This is a genomic window from Algoriphagus aurantiacus (assembly GCF_035156405.1).
GTDB lineage: Bacteria > Bacteroidota > Bacteroidia > Cytophagales > Cyclobacteriaceae > Algoriphagus > Algoriphagus aurantiacus.
The window spans coordinates 1-18,031 of sequence record NZ_JAXRUT010000041.1 but is presented as its reverse complement, the minus strand read 5'-3'; the positions used below and the strand labels follow the sequence as shown (position 1 = coordinate 18,031).

13 protein-coding genes are annotated in these 18,031 nt (G+C 41.7%); 9 read left to right on the top strand and 4 right to left on the bottom strand.

Translation table 11 applies throughout. From position 1 onward, the window contains the following. The first annotated feature begins 240 nt into the window (after nucleotides 1-240). The 5 genes from SYJ56_RS24365 (at nucleotide 241) to SYJ56_RS24345 (ending at nucleotide 8,272) form a co-directional block, all read left to right on the top strand. Complete coding sequence (locus SYJ56_RS24365; protein WP_323838775.1) at nucleotides 241-1,026, top strand: alpha/beta fold hydrolase; 786 nt, start codon at nucleotides 241-243, stop codon at nucleotides 1,024-1,026. Between the two features lie 222 nt (nucleotides 1,027-1,248). Then, nucleotides 1,249-2,331 carry an efflux RND transporter periplasmic adaptor subunit gene (locus tag SYJ56_RS24360; protein ID WP_323838774.1) on the top strand — a complete coding sequence of 361 codons (1,083 nt, stop codon included), beginning with the start codon at nucleotides 1,249-1,251 and terminating at the stop codon, nucleotides 2,329-2,331. A gap of 1 nt (nucleotide 2,332) precedes the next feature. Then, nucleotides 2,333-5,395, top strand: a complete 3,063-nt coding sequence (locus tag SYJ56_RS24355) for an efflux RND transporter permease subunit (RefSeq protein ID WP_323838773.1) — start codon at nucleotides 2,333-2,335, stop codon at nucleotides 5,393-5,395. Further along, complete coding sequence (locus SYJ56_RS24350) at nucleotides 5,395-6,741, top strand: TolC family protein (RefSeq protein WP_323838772.1); 1,347 nt, start codon at nucleotides 5,395-5,397, stop codon at nucleotides 6,739-6,741. Before SYJ56_RS24355 ends, SYJ56_RS24350 begins: the two co-directional genes overlap by 1 nt. Before the next feature lie 136 nt (nucleotides 6,742-6,877). Beyond that, the gene (locus tag SYJ56_RS24345; protein WP_323838771.1) at nucleotides 6,878-8,272 is read left to right on the top strand and encodes an MltF family protein; all 1,395 of its coding nucleotides are present in this window, start codon (nucleotides 6,878-6,880) and stop codon (nucleotides 8,270-8,272) included. On the opposite strand, the gene SYJ56_RS24340 is transcribed toward SYJ56_RS24345, so the two are convergent. The 3 genes from SYJ56_RS24340 to SYJ56_RS24330 form a co-directional block, all read right to left on the bottom strand. Further along, the gene (locus SYJ56_RS24340) at nucleotides 8,269-8,742 is read right to left on the bottom strand and encodes a RidA family protein (protein ID WP_323838770.1); all 474 of its coding nucleotides are present in this window, start codon (nucleotides 8,740-8,742) and stop codon (nucleotides 8,269-8,271) included. The two genes, SYJ56_RS24345 and SYJ56_RS24340, sit on opposite strands and share 4 nt — an antisense overlap. A gap of 22 nt (nucleotides 8,743-8,764) precedes the next feature. Then, complete coding sequence (locus SYJ56_RS24335) at nucleotides 8,765-10,078, bottom strand: gluconate:H+ symporter (RefSeq protein ID WP_323838769.1); 1,314 nt, start codon at nucleotides 10,076-10,078, stop codon at nucleotides 8,765-8,767. Nucleotides 10,079-10,162: 84 nt separating this feature from the next. Further along, a complete protein-coding gene (locus SYJ56_RS24330; RefSeq protein WP_323838768.1) occupies nucleotides 10,163-12,466 on the bottom strand; it encodes a T9SS type A sorting domain-containing protein in 2,304 nt (767 codons plus the stop codon). 41 nt (nucleotides 12,467-12,507) lie between these two features. Between SYJ56_RS24330 and SYJ56_RS24325 the strand changes: the two genes are divergently transcribed. The 4 genes from SYJ56_RS24325 to SYJ56_RS24310 all read left to right on the top strand — a co-directional run bounded on the left by SYJ56_RS24325 (nucleotide 12,508) and on the right by SYJ56_RS24310 (nucleotide 17,475). Continuing rightward, a complete protein-coding gene (locus SYJ56_RS24325) occupies nucleotides 12,508-13,698 on the top strand; it encodes an Lnb N-terminal periplasmic domain-containing protein (protein ID WP_323838767.1) in 1,191 nt (396 codons plus the stop codon). A 63-nt stretch (nucleotides 13,699-13,761) separates the two neighbouring features. Beyond that, on the top strand, nucleotides 13,762-15,804 hold the full coding sequence (gene uvrB / locus SYJ56_RS24320; protein ID WP_323838766.1) for an excinuclease ABC subunit UvrB: 2,043 nt from the start codon (nucleotides 13,762-13,764) through the stop codon (nucleotides 15,802-15,804). 183 nt (nucleotides 15,805-15,987) lie between these two features. Further along, nucleotides 15,988-16,623, top strand: coding sequence for an AlbA family DNA-binding domain-containing protein (locus tag SYJ56_RS24315; RefSeq protein WP_323838765.1), 636 nt, complete (start codon nucleotides 15,988-15,990; stop codon nucleotides 16,621-16,623). Nucleotides 16,624-16,947: 324 nt separating this feature from the next. Next, complete coding sequence (locus SYJ56_RS24310; RefSeq protein ID WP_323838764.1) at nucleotides 16,948-17,475, top strand: REP-associated tyrosine transposase; 528 nt, start codon at nucleotides 16,948-16,950, stop codon at nucleotides 17,473-17,475. Between the two features lie 321 nt (nucleotides 17,476-17,796). On the opposite strand, the gene SYJ56_RS24305 is transcribed toward SYJ56_RS24310, so the two are convergent. Next, nucleotides 17,797-18,031, bottom strand: a 235-nt coding sequence (locus tag SYJ56_RS24305; protein ID WP_323838763.1) for a hypothetical protein, incomplete at its 5' end; no start/stop codon positions are given.

The window sequence follows — 18,031 nt, the reverse complement described above, 5'->3', positions numbered from 1 at the left end:
TGAGGGAGCTTCCATGCTCGATTATGTTATTCAGACTACAGTGGGCTGGGAGTTGTAAATTCACTCAGCATAGAGGCTAGCTATCAGGCATGCGGTTGCCACTTTTTGTTTAAAGCATCCTTTATTTTTTCCATTGGTAGCGAAGATTTGCCTTCAGTATGTTTTATTACTTTTTCCTGTTTATTGTAAGTTATTTTTGTATTCTCACAACCTTAAGAAACATCCAAAGGTTAACTTACCATGCTGTATTATAAAATATTTTCTCATTCGGTGAGTAAGGAATGGGTCGTGTTTATACATGGGGCGGGAGGATCTTCTGCAGTATGGTATAAGCAGCTTAAGGATTTCAGTGAAAAGTATAATCTTCTACTAATTGACCTTCGTGGGCATGGCAAGTCTGCCGATTTACCTCAGGCGATTTATAATGAAGAATATACTTTTAAAGGAGTCACTTCAGATGTGATCGAAGTTTTGGATCATCAGAGTATTCCACCGGCTCATTTTATGGGTGTTTCCTTGGGTACGATTATCGTTCGTCAGTTGGCAGAGCTGGAGCAATGGCGTGTGAAATCACTTGTATTGGCAGGAGCGGTCACCAGACTTACTGTCCAGTCTAGGGTTTTAGTTTTCTTGGGGAGTACATTTAAACGTGTGATTCCTTATATGTGGCTATACAGGTTGTTCGCGTTTGTGATCTTGCCGAGAAAGCAGCATGCAGAATCGAGGAATCTGTTTATCCATGAAGCTCAAAAACTCTGTCAAAAGGAGTTTATTCGCTGGTTTGAATTGACTAAGGATATTAACCCACTGCTTCGATACTTTAAGGAGTCAGATCTAGGAATTCCTACATTGTATGTGATGGGGGATCAGGATGTTATGTTTTTGGAGCCGGTTAAGAAAATCATTAAAACACATAAAAACTCAGTACTGAATATTTTGAAGAAGTGTGGACATGTAGTGAACGTGGAAAGACCTGAAGAATTCAACAGGCTCTCGCTCGCATTTCTCCAAAACCAAACCATTTAAGCCTATTACTTTTCTACATGAAATCGAGCATGAATATACGTGTCACACATTGGAATAATTATCTATCAAGCGAGATTCCATCCCGATTTTCGGGACAGGTAATGACCTTTGACATACAAATTATTAACATATGAAATCGAGCATGACGCAAGCGACACAGACAGGAATGATTCCCAACCATGCGAGATTCCATGTGGCCCTAGAAAAACAGATTATAAACACATGAAAAAGCAAACTAAAGCCATATTGATCATTGCGGTTATCTTGATTGCAGCCGTTGCATATTTCTACCCAAGGATGGACAGTCGCAAGAGCAATAATACCGGGGTTGCATCTACAGGAGCCGGACCTGGCACTCCTTCTGATTTACCGGTAAAAGTGGTGAAGCTTCAGCGGGAGACACTAAGAAATCAACTTTCGGTAACAGGGACTATTCTTCCTAACGAATCAGTGGATTTAAGATCTGAGATTACGGGTTTGGTTACTAAGATTGCATTTAAGGAAGGGCAGTATGTGAGTAAAGGAACACCACTATTATATCTAAATGACGATGAACTTCAGGCTCAATATCAGCGATTGGAGTACACCCAGAAGCTTTTTGAAAGTCAGGAAAATAGGCAAAAACAACTTTTGGAAAGAGAGGCTATCAGCCAAGAAGAATACGACATTGTCTTGAATCAGTATAACACCACACTTTCGGATTTGAAATTAGTAGAAGCTCAACTTTCTAAAACTGTAATCAGAGCCCCTTTCAATGGGATTTTGGGTTTGAGACAAGTGAGTGAAGGGAGCGTTATCGGCACAGCTGATATTATTGCAAACTTTGTAAATATAGACCCCATTAAAATTGAGTTTTCTATTCCAGAGCGCTACGCCAATCAGGTGTCGGTTGGATCTTTGATTTACTTTTCTAATGAATCCTCTCCAGAGGAAGTTCAGGGAAAGGTTTATGCTTTTGAGCCTCAGATAGATGCTGCTACGCGTACATTAAAGCTACGTGCTGAAAGCCCAAATAAGGAAAGAAAATATTTGCCGGGAATGTTTGTCAGAATTCGCTTTGTATTGGGAGAGACTGAGGACGCTTTGATGGTTCCTTCAGAATCTGTGATTCCAGAGCTGCAAGGCTATAAGGTTTTCGTAGTTGGTGCTGATAATAAAGCCGAGGAGCGGCAAGTAGAGATCGGTACTCGTACAGATACGCATGTTCAGATCATGAGTGGTTTGAATGTGGGAGATCTGGTACTCACCACAGGTGTATTGCAAGCAAGGACGGGAACGCCTGTTGAATTCACTCAAATCAACTAACATGTCGAGCTTATCAAATGTAAGTATCAACAGGCCAGTATTGGCCATCGTGATGTCTCTGGTCATCATACTCTTCGGGGCTATTGGAATTTCCCTTCTCGGGATTAGGGAATTCCCAAGTGTGGACCCTCCTGTCATTAACGTAAGGACAACTTATGTAGGAGCCAATGCTGATGTCATTGAGGCACAGATTACTGAGCCTCTAGAGGAGGCAATTAATGGAATCCAGGGAATTAAATCCCTTACCTCAACCAGTAACGATGGTGGGAGTAGCATCACCGTAGAATTTGATGTGGGCGCTGATTTGGAAGCTGCCGCAAATGATGTCCGTGATAAAGTCTCCGGAGCACAGCGTAATCTGCCTCCGGATGCCGAACCGCCCGTCGTGTCCAAGGCTGATGCGGATTCTCAGCCCATTGTCTTTTTGAATGTAAAAAGCGATGAGAGAAGCCTTTTGGACCTCTCGGATATTGCAGAGAATATTTTTAAAGAAAGGCTTCAGACAATTCCTGGAGTAAGCCGGGTGCAGATTTGGGGAGAGAAGGAATATGCGATCCGATTGAGAATGGATCCGTTGAAAATGGCTTCTTATGGAGTCACCCCACTGGATGTCTTATCAAAAGTACAAAGTGAAAATGTGGAGCTTCCTTCTGGAAGAATCGAGGGTGAGACTATAGAGCTATCTGTTCGTACCAAAAGTAGATTAAGTAGCCCACAGGAATTCAATGATCTGATTATTAAAGAAGATCAGAATAATATTGTTCGTTTTCAGGATATAGGTAAAGCTGAATTGGCTGCTCTGAACGAGCGTACAGTGTTGAAGAGAGACGGAGTGCCAATGGTGGGAGTGGTTTTGGTGCCACTTCCGGGATCCAATAGCATTGAAATTGTAGATGAATTCTATAGAAGACTGGAGTTTATCAAAAAAGATCTTCCTGCCGATGTTGGTTTGGAGATCGGTTTTGATTCTACTGAATACATCCGAAGTTCTATCTCGGAAGTTCAGCAGACGATTATCACTGCATTTATACTTGTGGTAGCAATTATTTTCCTCTTTCTCCGTGATTGGAGGACGACCTTTATTCCAGTATTGACCATTCCCATTTCCTTGATAGGAGTGTTTTTTATTATGTATTTGATGGATTTCTCTATCAATGTACTTACGCTGTTGGGTATAGTCCTTTCGATTGGACTTGTCGTCGATGATGCCATTGTGGTCCTGGAGAATATCTACACCCGAATAGAAAAAGGGGAAGAGCCCCAGAAAGCTGCTGAGAAGGGTTCTGAAGAGATTTTCTTCGCTGTAATTGCTACCACCGTAGCGCTAGCAGCAGTATTTCTTCCAGTGATATTTTTGACAGGAACTACCGGACGACTATTTCGGGAATTCGGAATTGTGGTGGCTGGAGCTGTGATTATTTCCTCCTTTGTAGCATTGACTATGACTCCAATGCTGAGTTCCAAGCTATTAAAAAGAAGAGAAAAGCATAATAGATTTTATAATGTTACGGAACCGGTGTTTGTCTGGATCAACGATAAATATGAAGCAGGATTAGGCTGGTTTATGAAAATCCGATGGCTTTCTTTTGTGCTTGTTGGAATTATGGGATTAGGGATTTACTTGCTATTCAATCAGATCCCAAATGAACTGGCACCTACAGAAGACCGGGGAGAAATCCGCATTAACCTCACCGGACCAGAGGGAGCTACGTTTGGCTACATGGATGAAGTGATTGACCGGATGGTGGCAGATTTTATAAATGACTACCCAAAAGAGGAAGTGAGAGGATTGATATCGGTGACATCGCCCGGGTTTGGTACTTCTAGTACAAATTCAGGTTTTGTGCGGTTCATCCTTACTGATGCTGAAAATAGAGAAAAGACCCAAGGGGAATATTTCAACCTTATAAATGAAAAGCTAAAGGGCTATACTTCCGTAAGGGCTTTTGCTTCGCAGGCGCAATCCATTGGTAATAGCCGCGGTGGCCTACCTGTACAATATGTATTGCAAGCGCCTACACTGGAAAAGCTGAAAGAAGTGATTCCTACATTTATGGAAGAGGTGGGAAAAAGCCCTGCGTTTATTTTCTCCGATATTAATTTGAAATTCACAAAACCTGAGCTGGAGATTGAGATAGATAGGGCAAAAGCCAGAAACATTGGAGTATCTATTCAGGAAATAGCAAGGACTCTACAATTATCTTATTCAGGGCAGCGATTTGCCTATTTTATCAAGAACGGCAAGCAGTATCAGGTCGTAGGGGAAATGAGGCTGGAAGATAGAAATGAACCTGTGAATCTACGGATGCTCTATGTGCGCGCTGAAAATGGCTCGCTTGTCCAGCTGGATAATCTTGTGACTGTATCTGAAAAAAGTACCCCACCACAATTGTATAGATTCAATCGTTTTGTAGCAGGCACTGTGTCAGCCAACCTAGCTGAAGGTTATACCATCGGGGATGGATTGGAGGAAATGGATCGTATTGCAGCAGAGGTTCTCGATGAATCCTTTACCACAGATGTATCTGGTCCTTCCAAAGAATTTAGAGAAAGTTCGAATAGTTTAATATTCGCATTCTTATTCGCTTTGATACTAATCTATCTGGTGCTCTCAGCTCAGTTTGAGAGTTTCCTAGATCCACTTACCATCATGTTTACGGTTCCATTGGCAATCTTTGGCGCCTTGTTTACGCTTTGGTTTTTTGGATTTACCCTGAATATATTCAGCCAGATTGGTATCATTATGCTGATAGGTTTGGTAACCAAAAATGGTATTCTAATCGTGGAATTTGCCAATCAGAGAAAAGCTGCAGGAATGACCGTTCATGAAGCGATTTTTGGAGCTGCAGTTGCCAGATTCAGACCGATTTTGATGACTAGTTTGTCCACTATCCTAGGTATTTTACCTATTGCCCTTGGACTGGGCGCGGGTGCGGAAAGTCGCGTGCCGATGGGTGCTGCAGTAATTGGGGGCTTGGCCTTCGCTACTATTTTGACACTTTTTGTGATCCCAGCAATTTATACTTATCTCACTTCCAAAGAAGGAAGATTAGCCAGAATTTAATGAAGAAACTTAGCCTATTGCTCTTGTTGAGCATTATTGGAACAAGCCTATATGCCCAAAGTAGTGAATCTCTGGATTTAGAGAGAGCAATTACTATTGGTTTGGAGAAAAACCTGGATGTAAAAATCGCTGTAGAAACAGTAGAGATTCAGGAAGGGAATGAGCGTATAGGTACAGGTGATTATCTGATGCCTATTCTTGATGCGGTTTATACAAGAAGTTACAGTAATGAAGACGTAGAGCAGGTTTTTGCTACCGATCCAGAGCCTAGAACCATCGACAATGCAAAATCACGGTCGAAAAACTTAAGTATAGCAGCCATCTATGGTTTTCGTCCAGAGAGCTTTGTGGTCTTGAAGCGCTTGGGAGTTCTGACTGAGATCTCAGAGTTGGATGCTAAGGTTGCAGTAGAAAATACTGTGGCAAATATTTCTATAGCTTACTATAGATTGGTCTTGGAGCTTCAGCGATATCAAGTTCTTCAGCGTACGCTTGAGCTTAGCCAGTCTAGACTGGATATTGCTGAAGCACAATATTCTCTGGGCGGAGCAGGAAAGCGGGATTTCCTTACAGCAGAAGTGGATTACAATTCCGATTTGAGTTTGTTGCTTAGTCAAGAGCAAGTGATCCAGAATGCCCGTGTTAACCTGAATGAGCTGATGGCATTGAAACCAGATGAGCAATTCGTGGTCAAAGATACAATTCTAATTGGGGAGCCATTACTGCTTCAGGACTTGGAGGAAAATGCTTTTCTGGAAAATAAGACCTATTTAATAACCCAGCGCCAAGAGAATGTGGCATACCTTCAAATGAAAGAGTTGCGTGCTTCCAGACTTCCTGTCATAAATTTCAATGGAACTTATGCCACCAATACCTCAAACTCTGATGCAGGTTTTCTTCTTCAAAACCAACGTGAAGGATTCAATTATGGGGGGAATATTCAGTTGAATATTTTCAATGGATTTACCTTGAATCGTAGAATCCAAAATGCAAAAGTCCAGCAGAAAATTCAATCTTATGCAGTGGATCAATTTGAGATCCAGCTTCGGTCTGATATTCACCGCGCATTTAATACGTACACCACTAATCGTAACCTACTTGTAGTAGAGCAAAAGAATTATGCTGTAGCAAAAGAAAGCTCTGAAATCGCATTGGAAAGATTCAGGTTGGGCATCTCATCTTATCTTGAATTCAGGGATGCACAGGTGAATTTATTGACAGCAGAAAACAGGTTAATTACCTCTATTTTTAATATTAAGGAACAAGAAATCGAATTAAGACGACTTTCTGGAAAGATCTTTTTCCAAAATAGTTTTGAGGCTTTCGAGTTGACTTCGGAAGATTAGTCTTAAAAAGCGAAGGTATAAGCAAAAGCCTTTGTTTTTTTATTCGCCTTTTTTGACGAATGCTTTATTCTTCTTTTGGCATAGCATTTGCCAAATGGGCACTCGTGTAACATCCAGAGTCATACGACTCTAGTGAATGAAAAATGTATTAATACTATTTTCCTCTATATTTATTCTTCTCCTCTTTGGTGTACAATGCACATTTATTGAGAAGAATTTTGGGGCTATTTCCAAAGAGGAAGCTTATTTGCTCGATCTTCCGGGAATCCAAAACCGTGGTTTCATACGCGCTGCTGTGGATAACAATTCAACAGGCTATTACATCTATCGTGGACGAAGAATGGGCTATGAATATGAGCTCCTTCGCGACCTGGCCAAGCGATTGAATGTGCAATTACATTTAGTTATGGTCTCGGATATAGATAGAGCTTTTGATTACCTGCATGAAGGCAAAGTAGATGTGATTGCCATGAATCTTGAAAAGAACATGGAGAGGTCTAAAAAGACTTCCTTCTCAATTCCTTTGGGGAAAATGAACACAGTGCTAGTTGGAAATGAATCCTCAGGTAAGATCACTTCATGGGATCAATTAGCTACTGACACAATTTATGTGCGTGAAGGTGCAGTTTATAAATCCCAACTCTGCAATTTGAAAGATTCTCTTCAATTGAAATATACGATCATTCCTACTCCAGATCACGAAGAAATCTTAATTGATAAAGTTGCTGAGGGTGAAATCAAATGGACAATAGCGGATCAAAATATTGCTCAGGCCAATGCAACCTATTATGGTGGTTTGGATATTTCCTGGAAAGTCCAGAAAGATGGTGATGTGTCTTGGGTTGTCCGGGATAATTCCCCAAAACTTCTGACTTCCTTGAATGATTGGCTGGAGGATAAACATAAGCGATTTATTCCTGATCTATATGCAAAATACTTCCTGAATTCGAAAAATAGTTATTTCAGAAGTAATAGCCCATTCTCATCGTTAGCAGGAAATCAGATTTCTGTTTATGATGAGATTATCAAAGATGGTGCAGAGCAGTTAGGCTGGGATTGGCGTTTGTTAGCTTCTTTAGTTTACAAAGAATCAAGATTTGATACCTTGGCGACTTCATATGCTGGAGCCAAGGGATTGCTTCAATTGATGCCTGTGACGTTAGAACGATTTGGGGTAGAGAATCCTAATGATCCATCCCAGTCTCTAATGGGTGGAGTTCGATATTTGAAATATCTAGATAAATTTTGGATGGAAAGAGTGCCGGATACTTCTGAGCGCTTGAAATTTGTCTTGGCTTCTTACAATATCGGTCATGGACATGTGGAAGATGCCTGGAGATTGACCTTGAAATATGGGAAAAACACGCAAGTGTGGTCTACTGTTTCGAAATTCCTTGAGCTTAAAAGTGATCCCGATTATTACCGGGATCCTATTGTCAAAAGTGGCTTTGCCAAAGGGCACTTGGCAGTGAATTACGTCAAAGATGTGATGAGTGTATTCGAATCATATAAGGCACTGGTACAGCCTTAGGCTCCCTCGTGTAGCTCAAACATTGCCTCAACTTCCACTGGAATGTTGTCCGGGAGTGTTCCCATTCCCACAGCAGATCTGACCCCTATTCCATTTTCCTCCCCCCAAACCTGCGCGAATAATTCGCTGCATCCATTGATCACATAGGGGTGACGCTCAAAAGTAGATACACAATTTACCATACCCAAAACTTTGATCACTCGCTTCACCCGATTGAGTGAGCCAAAGTTTTTCTTGATTGTAGAAAGCATCGCCAGCCCTACCTGTCTGGCGGCTAGTTTTCCTTCTTCAAGATCAAGGTCTTCTCCTATTCTCCCAATGATCAGACTACCGTCGTCTTGGACAGTGCCGTGCCCCGATAGATAAAGGTATTTGCCGTCTACTAGGCAAGGCTTGTAAACGCCTAGTGGTTTCGGAGCGGGAGGAAGTGAAAGACCAAGTTTGGAGAAATTACTTTCAGGAGTTTCCATATGTTTTAGTTTTTCTTTGAGATTATACAAAAATGTCCAGGATCAGGACTCCTGCCAAGCCCGCTACGGCCACAATTGTTTCCATTAAAGACCAGGATTTGATGGTGTCTTTGATGCTCACGTTGAAAAACTCCTTGTACATCCAGAATCCTGCATCATTGAAATGGGAAAACATCAAGCTTCCTGCCCCGATTGATAAGACCAGGAGGTTTGGATCTACGTTCATAGTGGTCACCAGTGGCGCTATGATTCCCGCAGTGGTCAGTCCAGCTACGGTTGCTGAGCCTACGCAAACTCGAATAATAGCAGTAATGATCCAGGCTAAAATAAGTGGATGAATATCCCATGTTTGCAAGCCTTCTGCAATCACCAAACTAACTCCAGTATCAGTAAATATTTGCTTCAGCGCACCTGCCCCAGCCACAATCAATAAAATCATCGCAATATCTTTGGTAGCAATAGTGTAGATTTCCATGATCTGCTTTATGTCGAACTTTCTTCTTAACCCTAAGGTGTAGGTCGCGATAAGTACAGAAATCAACATGACTATTCCCGGATCTGCCACAAAGGCAATGATAGGAGCTAAGCTACTTTCCGTAGAAATATTGAGGTTCAAAGCAGTGGTTCCCACCAAAAGAAACACGGGAAGTAGTGCGGTGAAAAAGCTATTTGCCGCGCTTGGAAGCTCAGATTCAGGTTTAATCTCCGCCTGAAAAGTCTTGAGCGGACTGGCTTTCATGTTTTTCAGAGTCCTCGCAAAAATAGGCCCTGCTATAATTATGGTAGGAATTGCTATGGCAAAACCGTAAAAAAGAGTTAAACCCATATTGGCATCAAATTGTGCCACCAAAGCCGCAGGAGATGGGTGCGGAGGAAGAAACCCGTGCGTAACCGACAGCGCTGCCAACAGCGGGATCCCTACATAGACTGCGGAGATTTTGTATTGATAGGCTACGGTGAATGCCAAAGGTACTAAGAGCACAAAGCCTACATTATAGAAAAGAGGAATGCCGACGATCAGGCCAGTAAAGGACATAGCCCAGGTAATGTGTTTCTCCCCAAAAATTTTCATCAATACCCCCGCAATCTTCTGAGCTGCCCCAGATTCTGCTACCAGCTTGCCAAGCATGGCCCCCATGACTATCACGATTACCAAGTCTCCCAGTAAGCCACCCATGCCACGCTGCACCGATCCGGCGATCTGATCTGCAGGAAGTCCCAATAGAAATCCTGCGCAGATGGAGGCAATCAAAAAGGCCAAAAAAGGATTGAGCTTGGCCCACACGATCAGTAGTATAAGGATCGCAATACTGAGCAGTACAAGAAGAATGGTCATAGGAATAGGTTGGGTTTAGCTGGCTAAGATAAAAAAATTGGGTTAAAATGAGTTTCAGCTAAGATAATTCCTTGAAAATGATTGTTAGCGCTTAATCCATCGGCTTTGAATGACGTTCTCTCGTGTGGAAAAACTGATAATATAGAGCCCAGGAGTTAACATTTCTAATTTTTCTGTGAGTTGAAATTCATTATAACTAAAGGATGAAATCAAATGGCCTTGAGTAGCATAAATGTCTACATGCGCATTTTCAGGGGTGAAACCATCGGGTATTGATATATGAATTTTGCCGCAATAATGTGGGTTTGGAGAAATTGAGATTTGATCTTTTGAAATAGTTTGCCTGTTTTCTAGTCTAACAACATTGCTCCAAGACCATTGTCCTGAGAGATCAATTAGTCTGATTTGGTAATAGATAGAAGTGGAATTTGAGAAGCTTTTATCACTGTAAGAATAGAAGACAGGAGAGTCAGAATTCCCTTGGCTCAGTACTTCTCCAATTTTATACCATTTCTTTAAAGGATTGTCAGAACTATAGATCTCGAACTTTTCATTCTCATTTTCAGCCGCCACTGACCAGCTGATTTGTTTGACATTGTCTTTTGTTTTGGCAGATAGAGTAAGCCATGTTACAGGAAGGATACTCAATGTTCGGAAACTTCCCACAGTAAAATTCTTACCAGGCAGATCATCAAAAGTCAGACTTCTTATTGCCCAAAGATTGATCGCATCAGTACTTTCTATATGATTTCCCGGAGCAGCATATCCAGTACAAACCAAACGAAGATCTTCTGGTTCATCGACGATTAGTTTGTCTGCAGAAATCCTCAATTCAAGTGGATTCGAAGAGGAGTTTAACCCAGAAAAATTGAAGTAGCTGAATAGCCGATAGAGAATTGGTGTGCCATCCAAGTCGTTAAAACTAGCGTTAAAATCGGCGCCTTTATACTCTGTGAATTGCATGTTTAAATTTCCTCCAGCATTAGTGCCAAGCATTTGAACTTTTCGTATGCCGCCTTGATACTGATCGTAAAAAGGAAAGGTAGCATTGGTAGCATTCAGTGAGGTAGGGACATTTTGATAAGTAAATTGGCCGAGATCAACCCAATGGCCAGCATTGTATTCCAAACCTCCAGCGCCCAAAGTATTCAGTGTAAGAGTATTTCCTTGTAGATTAATTCCGCCAGCATCCATTTTCAGGTTATTGTTGACCGTGAGATTTTCTTCGAAAAAGGCTGTTCCAGATGGCTTATTGACTGTGAGATTCTGGATATTCATCGCAAATCCATAAATAGTTTGATCCCCAGATTCAATTAGATTTAGAGTGGTGTTGGTAAGGTCAAAAGCACCCGTTCCTACCTGAGCCATATTTCCACTTATAGACAATGTCGCTGGCAATGCGACATTTTGAGATCCTTGGATTTCCAAATCGTGAAAGGTTAATGGTAATTCGGAACTTGCGTAGGACTTAGAAATAAAATTTTGAGTGCCTGAGTTTTTGTTGAAAGTTACTTTTCCGTCAAGCAGAAAATTGGCAGCTTCCATTTGAGGAGATGTTCCTTCCAGTATAAGTTCTCCTCCTGCTTGTAGGTCAAAGAGATTGGCGCTTAAAGTTTCAGATCTAAATAAGATGTCGCTGTTGCACTTCGAAAGTAGAATTCCTCCAGACTCAATTGTAAAATTTCCATAGACACCAACAGCAACAGAATTTTCATTGTTAAATGAGAAAGTAGCACATTTTCCAGGGTTGACACTAGTATCGATTTGTTGAATTACTGTTCCTGAACGAATAGTGAAACTTAAGGCTTTAAATGCTTCTTCCACCGTAAGTTGAATCCCTGGGCCAGGATCAAAGATTACGGAATATCTACTTTGTGTTGAAAAACCGCTCCATGCATCTTTAGGCACAATTATTCTGGAGTTTCCTTTAAATGTAATCGTACTAGTAAGAGAATTACCTATCCAGTTTTGGCTGTTCCATGTACCTGCAGGAACTCCGGGTGCGGCTCCATCGAATGCTTGAAGGGAGCCATAAAGGTTAAGGTTTCTACCGTTGAGATTCAGCTTTTCACCAGCACCTGTTTCCGCATTAATTAATAGGCTCTTGACTTCTTCATTTCCAGTCAATGTGACTTTATGGGTTTGATCTATATATATGTCATTTACAAGTGTTGGCTTGGTGACTGCAGGTGTCCAAACCGTTCCATCGTAAACTTCCCAGATCCCAATATTTCCAAAATTCCCAGAACTAATCGTTCGATAGGAGCCAATTTCCTGAGATAAAGAGTCGCTGAAGCACAGACACCAAAAAAGAACTGCCAGGAATATGCTGTATATTCGGCATGAAAAAATTGCCTCTTGGGCTATCATTTTGCCCCTTGTTTTCATACAAAAAAATTATCTAAAAAAGCTTCTATTAATTTAGTGAAATGAACTTGAAAAAAACAATTATTAGTTTGATTTTTTTGCTGACTGTCAGTGGTTTGGGTTCCTTGCAAGCTCAACAATACCAAATCAGCCTACTCACCTGCGATCCTGGAGAGCAGATTTATAGTTCCTTCGGACACAGTGGGATTCGGGTGATGGATCTAGCTTCAGGAAGGGATGTGGTTTATAACTATGGAACTTTTGACTTTGGAGCGCCTAATTTTGTTCTGAATTTTGCCGGAGGTAGATTGGAATACTACCTCTCAGTATCCACTTTTGATCGCTTTATTGCAGAGTATGATTACTTCCATCGCAGTGTGCGTGAGCAGGTGCTGAATCTTAATGAGCAGCAGAAGATTGACCTGATCCGGTTTTTGGAGACAAATTATTTACCAGAGAATCGGGCCTATCGTTACGACTTTTTCTTTGACAATTGCGCTACCCGTGTGCGTGATGCGATCAGCACTGTTCTTGGTGATCAATTAATCTGGCATGATGAGGAGCAGGAAGCTGTGGACAAAAGCTTTCGGGAATTGATAGATGAGATGGTTTATTTTATGTCTTGGTCAGATTTAGGAATTGATTTGGCGCTGGGGTCCAGGCTGGATAGAGACGCTACCCCATTAGAAGAGCAATTTCTGCCTAAGTATGTGGAAGGAGCATTTGCGCGAGCGGAGATCCAAGGTGACGGACCTACCCGTCCTCTGGTCGGTCAAAATAGGGTAATCTTAGATTTTGAAAAGCCTAAAGGCTCTTTTGGAGCGGTAAATCCTTATTGGATTTTTTGGGTGGTAGCAATCGCTTTTACAGGAATTACATTTATCGGCATTAAGAAGAAAAGGCTCTTCATTGGTTTTGATGTGGCATTTTTTGGGATACTGGGAATCATAGGACTTGTGATATCAATTCTGTGGATATATTCTCTCATCCCCTCTACTAAGTGGAACTGGAATATTCTCTGGGCTTTCCCCGGTCATCTTGTGCTGGCTTTCACTTTACTCAAAAAAACGATAAAGCCTTGGGTGTTGAAATACTTGCTCTTTGCTTTGATTATGGCAGATGCGGCAGTTGTTTTCTGGATTTTGGGCTGGCAGTCTTTTCATCCAAGTCTTATCCCATTGCTTCTAGTCCTGATCCTCAGAACGAACTATTTGTATTACAATCTTGGCAAATTCAAACGCATAGCGAAGTAATTTTCACTATTCCTCTAAACTATTGTATAGAAGATTGGTGTTGGGTATTTTCGGACAAAGCATATGGAATTTAAACTTACCTCAGATTATCAACCTACTGGCGACCAGCCTAAGGCCATAGAACAGCTTACGGCGGGAGTGAACAACGGTGATCAGGCTCAAGTCCTGCTCGGGGTAACCGGTTCGGGTAAAACATTTACTGTAGCAAACGTAATTCAGCAGACCCAAAAGCCAACATTGGTTCTAAGTCATAACAAGACGCTAGCCGCGCAGTTGTATGGTGAGTTCAAACAATTTTTTCCTGACAATGCAGTCGAGTATTTTATTTCTTACTATGATTATTATCAGCCAGAGGCATTTATTCCTACTTCAGGCACTTATATAGAAAAGGATCTTTCGATCAATGAGGAGATTGAGAAGCTTCGATTGAGTGCTTCCTCAGCTTTACTTACAGGACGTAGAGATGTGATTGTGGTAGCGTCTGTTTCCTGTATCTATGGTATAGGAAATCCGGATGAGTTTGGGAAAAACGTCATCAAGCTACAGGAAGGGGACAGGATTCCAAGAAATCAATTGCTCTTCAAGTTGGTAGATATTCTTTACAGTCGAACCCAGCATGATTTAACACATGGGACTTTTCGTGTGAAAGGTGATACAGTGGATGTTTTTGTGGCTTATGCCGACTGGGGATACCGTATTTTTTTCTGGGGAGATGAGATTGAAGCGATTCAGCGATTTGACCCGGCCACTGGTAAAAAACTTAATGACGAGAAAATCATCTCCATTTTCCCGGCAAACCTATTCGTGACAGGTAAGGATACGCTCCAAACAGCCATTCATGAAATACAGTATGATATGGTGGATCAGGTGAATTTCTTTGAAAGGGAAGGGAAATTTATGGAGGCAAAGCGACTTCAGGAGCGGACAGAGTTTGATTTGGAAATGATGCGGGAGTTGGGCTATTGCTCTGGAGTGGAGAATTATTCCAGGTATTTTGATCGGAGAGCTCCTGGTGCGAGACCATTCTGCCTGATAGATTATTTTCCAGATGATTTTCTCCTAGTCGTTGACGAAAGTCACGTGACTTTGCCCCAGGTGCGTGCGATGTGGGGAGGAGATAGATCCCGTAAAATCAACTTGGTGGATTTTGGTTTCAGACTCCCTTCTGCGTTGGACAATCGTCCTCTTAAATTTGAGGAGTTCCAAGATCTGACGAATCAGGTAATCTATGTTTCCGCGACGCCAGCTGATTATGAATTGTCTTTGACCGAAGGAGTGGTGGTAGAGCAAATCATTCGTCCAACTGGGCTTTTAGATCCTACGATTGAGGTGAGGCCAAGTCAAAATCAAATTGATGATTTGCTGGAGGAAATAGATCAGACGATTAAAAGTGGTGCAAGAACACTAGTTACCACGCTGACCAAACGGATGGCAGAGGAGCTTCAGAAGTTTCTGGAAAGAGCCGGTGTGAAATCCCGCTATATTCACTCTGAGGTAAAAACACTGGACCGTGTGGAAATTCTGAGGGAATTACGTTTGGGGATTTTCGACGTACTTGTTGGAGTTAATTTATTGCGGGAAGGCTTGGATTTGCCTGAGGTGTCGCTGGTGGCAATTCTTGATGCGGACAAGGAAGGTTTTTTAAGAAATGAGCGTAGTTTGGTGCAAACGATTGGTCGTGCCGCGCGAAATTCCGAAGGGCGCGTGATTATGTATGCGGATAAAATTACTGATTCCATGCAGTCAGCCATAGATGAGACAAAACGACGACGCGTTTTACAAATTGAGTATAATAAAGAGCATGGTATTACTCCGACGACGGTGGTGAAGTCGCATGATAAAATCATGGGACAAACCAAGGTTGCGGACTCGAAGAAAAATGCGAAGTTCTATGCTGAGCCTATGCCGGGTGAAGAGAGTATGGCTGCAGATCCTGTGGTTCAGTATTTAAGTAAGGATAAGTTGGAAAAATTGATCCAGCAAACACAGAAGTTGATGGAAAAAGCTGCCAAGGAACTCAATTTCATGGAAGCTGCTCGGCTGCGCGATGAGTGGCAATCTCAAAAATCCAGATTGGATCAGCTGAATCGCGGAGTAAGCAAATAGAGGTCTTTAACCGCGGAGGGCGCTAAGGATACGCAAAGTTCGTTATTGTTGAGTTTGTATTACTAGTCAGATGTGTATTTCTTCTCCCTTCGATCATTACTAGAGAGGCTAATTAACCCTTTCGTTAACATTCCTAGTCATAAACGGTTCATTCATCATCATTTCTACTGAAAATTTACAATAATGACGCTGCAAGATGTGAAGCTTCTCGCTGCGAAAGGTGAGGGGCTGAGAATTGAATTTAAAAAGAAAGCGACTTATCCGGAGAAGATTGTCCGCGAGCTTATCGCCTTTGCCAACACTTCTGGTGGGGATTTGCTGATAGGAGTAGACGATGATGGCACTGTCAGCGGGCAGCGATATATAGAGGAGGAGATTTTTGTGATGGAGAAAGCTATTAACGAGCTTATTTTTCCCAGACTAGAATACAAGTTGTTTTCCCTAAAGATTAATGAGAAGAAGGGAGTAGCAATTTTTAAGGTTCCGATAAGTTCCCAGCGTCCGCATTACCTTATAGAAAAGGAAAAGAAGCGAGCTTTTATTCGTGTAGCAGATCGATCTGTGCAGGCCAGTAGAGAAGTTTGGGAGATTTTGAGAAGAGGCAGAAATCCAAAAGACATGGTCTTTACTTATGGGAGAAAGGAAGAAATTCTGATGAAGGCTCTCGGCGAATCCGATAAAATCACGCTAAATGAATTTGCGAAGTTGGCTAATCTGCCAAGATTTCTGGCATCCAAAACATTGGTGCGTTTGGTGCTGGCTAATGTGCTTCAAATCCATCCTCAGGAATCTGTTGACTTTTTTACTTTGAAGGATTGATAGCTATTCGGGATTTGTAATGCAGCTATTCGGGATTTGCAATCCCGAATCAATCCATATTCAAAAAACAATTTTGAACCCGGACTATACATTAGGCTTCGTAGCGAGGGTTCAAACTGCAAGGAAATCAGTCACTTTGGAGATCGAGTCGTCCCGTACGTACGGGGCGGTGAGCCTGCCTGCTGGCAAAGGCAGGAGCGAAAAGTGAAGCATAGCGACTGATTTTGAGGCGGTTTGAAGCCGTAGTAGATTTGCTAATGCATAATGCGGGTTGAATATCCCACACTCAAATTTCTTTAAATTAGAGTTATAACTTTCTTCAGTATGTCATTTGAATTCAGGACCAAAGATCAGGGGGCTGTACATTTTGTGACTTTTACTGTTCACCAATGGGTAGATGTATTTACTAGGGATATATATCGGGAGGAATTGATCAAAAACCTCAAATACTGCCAAGCGAATAGAGGGTTGGAAATTTTTGCTTGGGCACTCATGAGTAATCATTGTCATTTGATACTTAGGGCGAAGAATGAAGATCTCAGTGATATTATCCGTGATTTTAAGAAATTCATTTCCAAAAAGATATTAAAGTTAATTATTGACAACCCACAAGAAAGCAGAAAATCTTGGATGGTGAATCTGCTGACTGTGGGAGATAGAATCTGGTTTTGGGAAGAAGGATATCATGGAGAGGAGGTTTATTCAAAAAAGTTCTTTGAGACAGTCAACTATATACATATGAATCCTGTTCGGGCAGGTTGGGTAGAAAAGGAAGAAGACTATATATGGAGTAGTGCTTTGGGTTATTTTGGGATAAAAAAGGGAAAGCTTGAATTGACTGAGTTTGGTTGATTTGGCTTTGAGGTTTAGTTTATGTGGATTACAAATCCAACGGTTTATCCTCGGGATTACAAATCCCAAGGAGCGCGCTATGCTGCTATTCGGGATTTGTAATCTCGAATCCATTTCGTAGGATTTTCAATCCGTATTTTAAGAAATATTGACCTCGCTGGTCAGGCAAGAGTATCTGGATGTAGCTGTTTGGAGTTTTAGATTATAAATCCATCCCTATATCCTCGGGATTGCAAATCCCGATGGCGTGAGAGCACAGTTCGTCTAAAAACCTTCCGGTTGGTAAAATTGTAGCCTTCCAGCTTTTCATTTTCTTTGATTTCAAGCCGCTTTCGGTAAATACCCATAGTTAAAGGCTAAAATCCGTGTTTTATATTCCGGTGTCTTTGGGGCATCTAAAAGGTCCATCACAGCCAAAAAACAGCACCAAAGTGCTTTCAGATACGCTTTGAGTACTTCCGGCCCTACCAAGTTAAAGATTCTACGCAGATTGTAGGCAGTGAAGATCAGGCCTACGTCTGAACTTGCTCTGTCCATTCCTTTTTTGGTGATGATG

Excerpts from the sequence above, each read along its gene's own strand:
- SYJ56_RS24365 (WP_323838775.1), top strand. The coding sequence starts at position 241 with ATGCTGTATTATAAAATATTTTCTCATTCGGTGAGTAAGGAATGGGTC.
- SYJ56_RS24360 (WP_323838774.1), top strand. The coding sequence starts at position 1,249 with ATGAAAAAGCAAACTAAAGCCATATTGATCATTGCGGTTATCTTGATT.
- SYJ56_RS24355 (WP_323838773.1), top strand. The coding sequence starts at position 2,333 with ATGTCGAGCTTATCAAATGTAAGTATCAACAGGCCAGTATTGGCCATC.
- SYJ56_RS24350 (WP_323838772.1), top strand. The coding sequence starts at position 5,395 with ATGAAGAAACTTAGCCTATTGCTCTTGTTGAGCATTATTGGAACAAGC.
- SYJ56_RS24345 (WP_323838771.1), top strand. The coding sequence starts at position 6,878 with ATGAAAAATGTATTAATACTATTTTCCTCTATATTTATTCTTCTCCTC.
- SYJ56_RS24340 (WP_323838770.1), bottom strand. The coding sequence starts at position 8,742 with ATGGAAACTCCTGAAAGTAATTTCTCCAAACTTGGTCTTTCACTTCCT.
- SYJ56_RS24335 (WP_323838769.1), bottom strand. The coding sequence starts at position 10,078 with ATGACCATTCTTCTTGTACTGCTCAGTATTGCGATCCTTATACTACTG.
- SYJ56_RS24330 (WP_323838768.1), bottom strand. The coding sequence starts at position 12,466 with ATGAAAACAAGGGGCAAAATGATAGCCCAAGAGGCAATTTTTTCATGC.
- SYJ56_RS24325 (WP_323838767.1), top strand. The coding sequence starts at position 12,508 with ATGAACTTGAAAAAAACAATTATTAGTTTGATTTTTTTGCTGACTGTC.
- uvrB (WP_323838766.1), top strand. The coding sequence starts at position 13,762 with ATGGAATTTAAACTTACCTCAGATTATCAACCTACTGGCGACCAGCCT.
- SYJ56_RS24315 (WP_323838765.1), top strand. The coding sequence starts at position 15,988 with ATGACGCTGCAAGATGTGAAGCTTCTCGCTGCGAAAGGTGAGGGGCTG.
- SYJ56_RS24310 (WP_323838764.1), top strand. The coding sequence starts at position 16,948 with ATGTCATTTGAATTCAGGACCAAAGATCAGGGGGCTGTACATTTTGTG.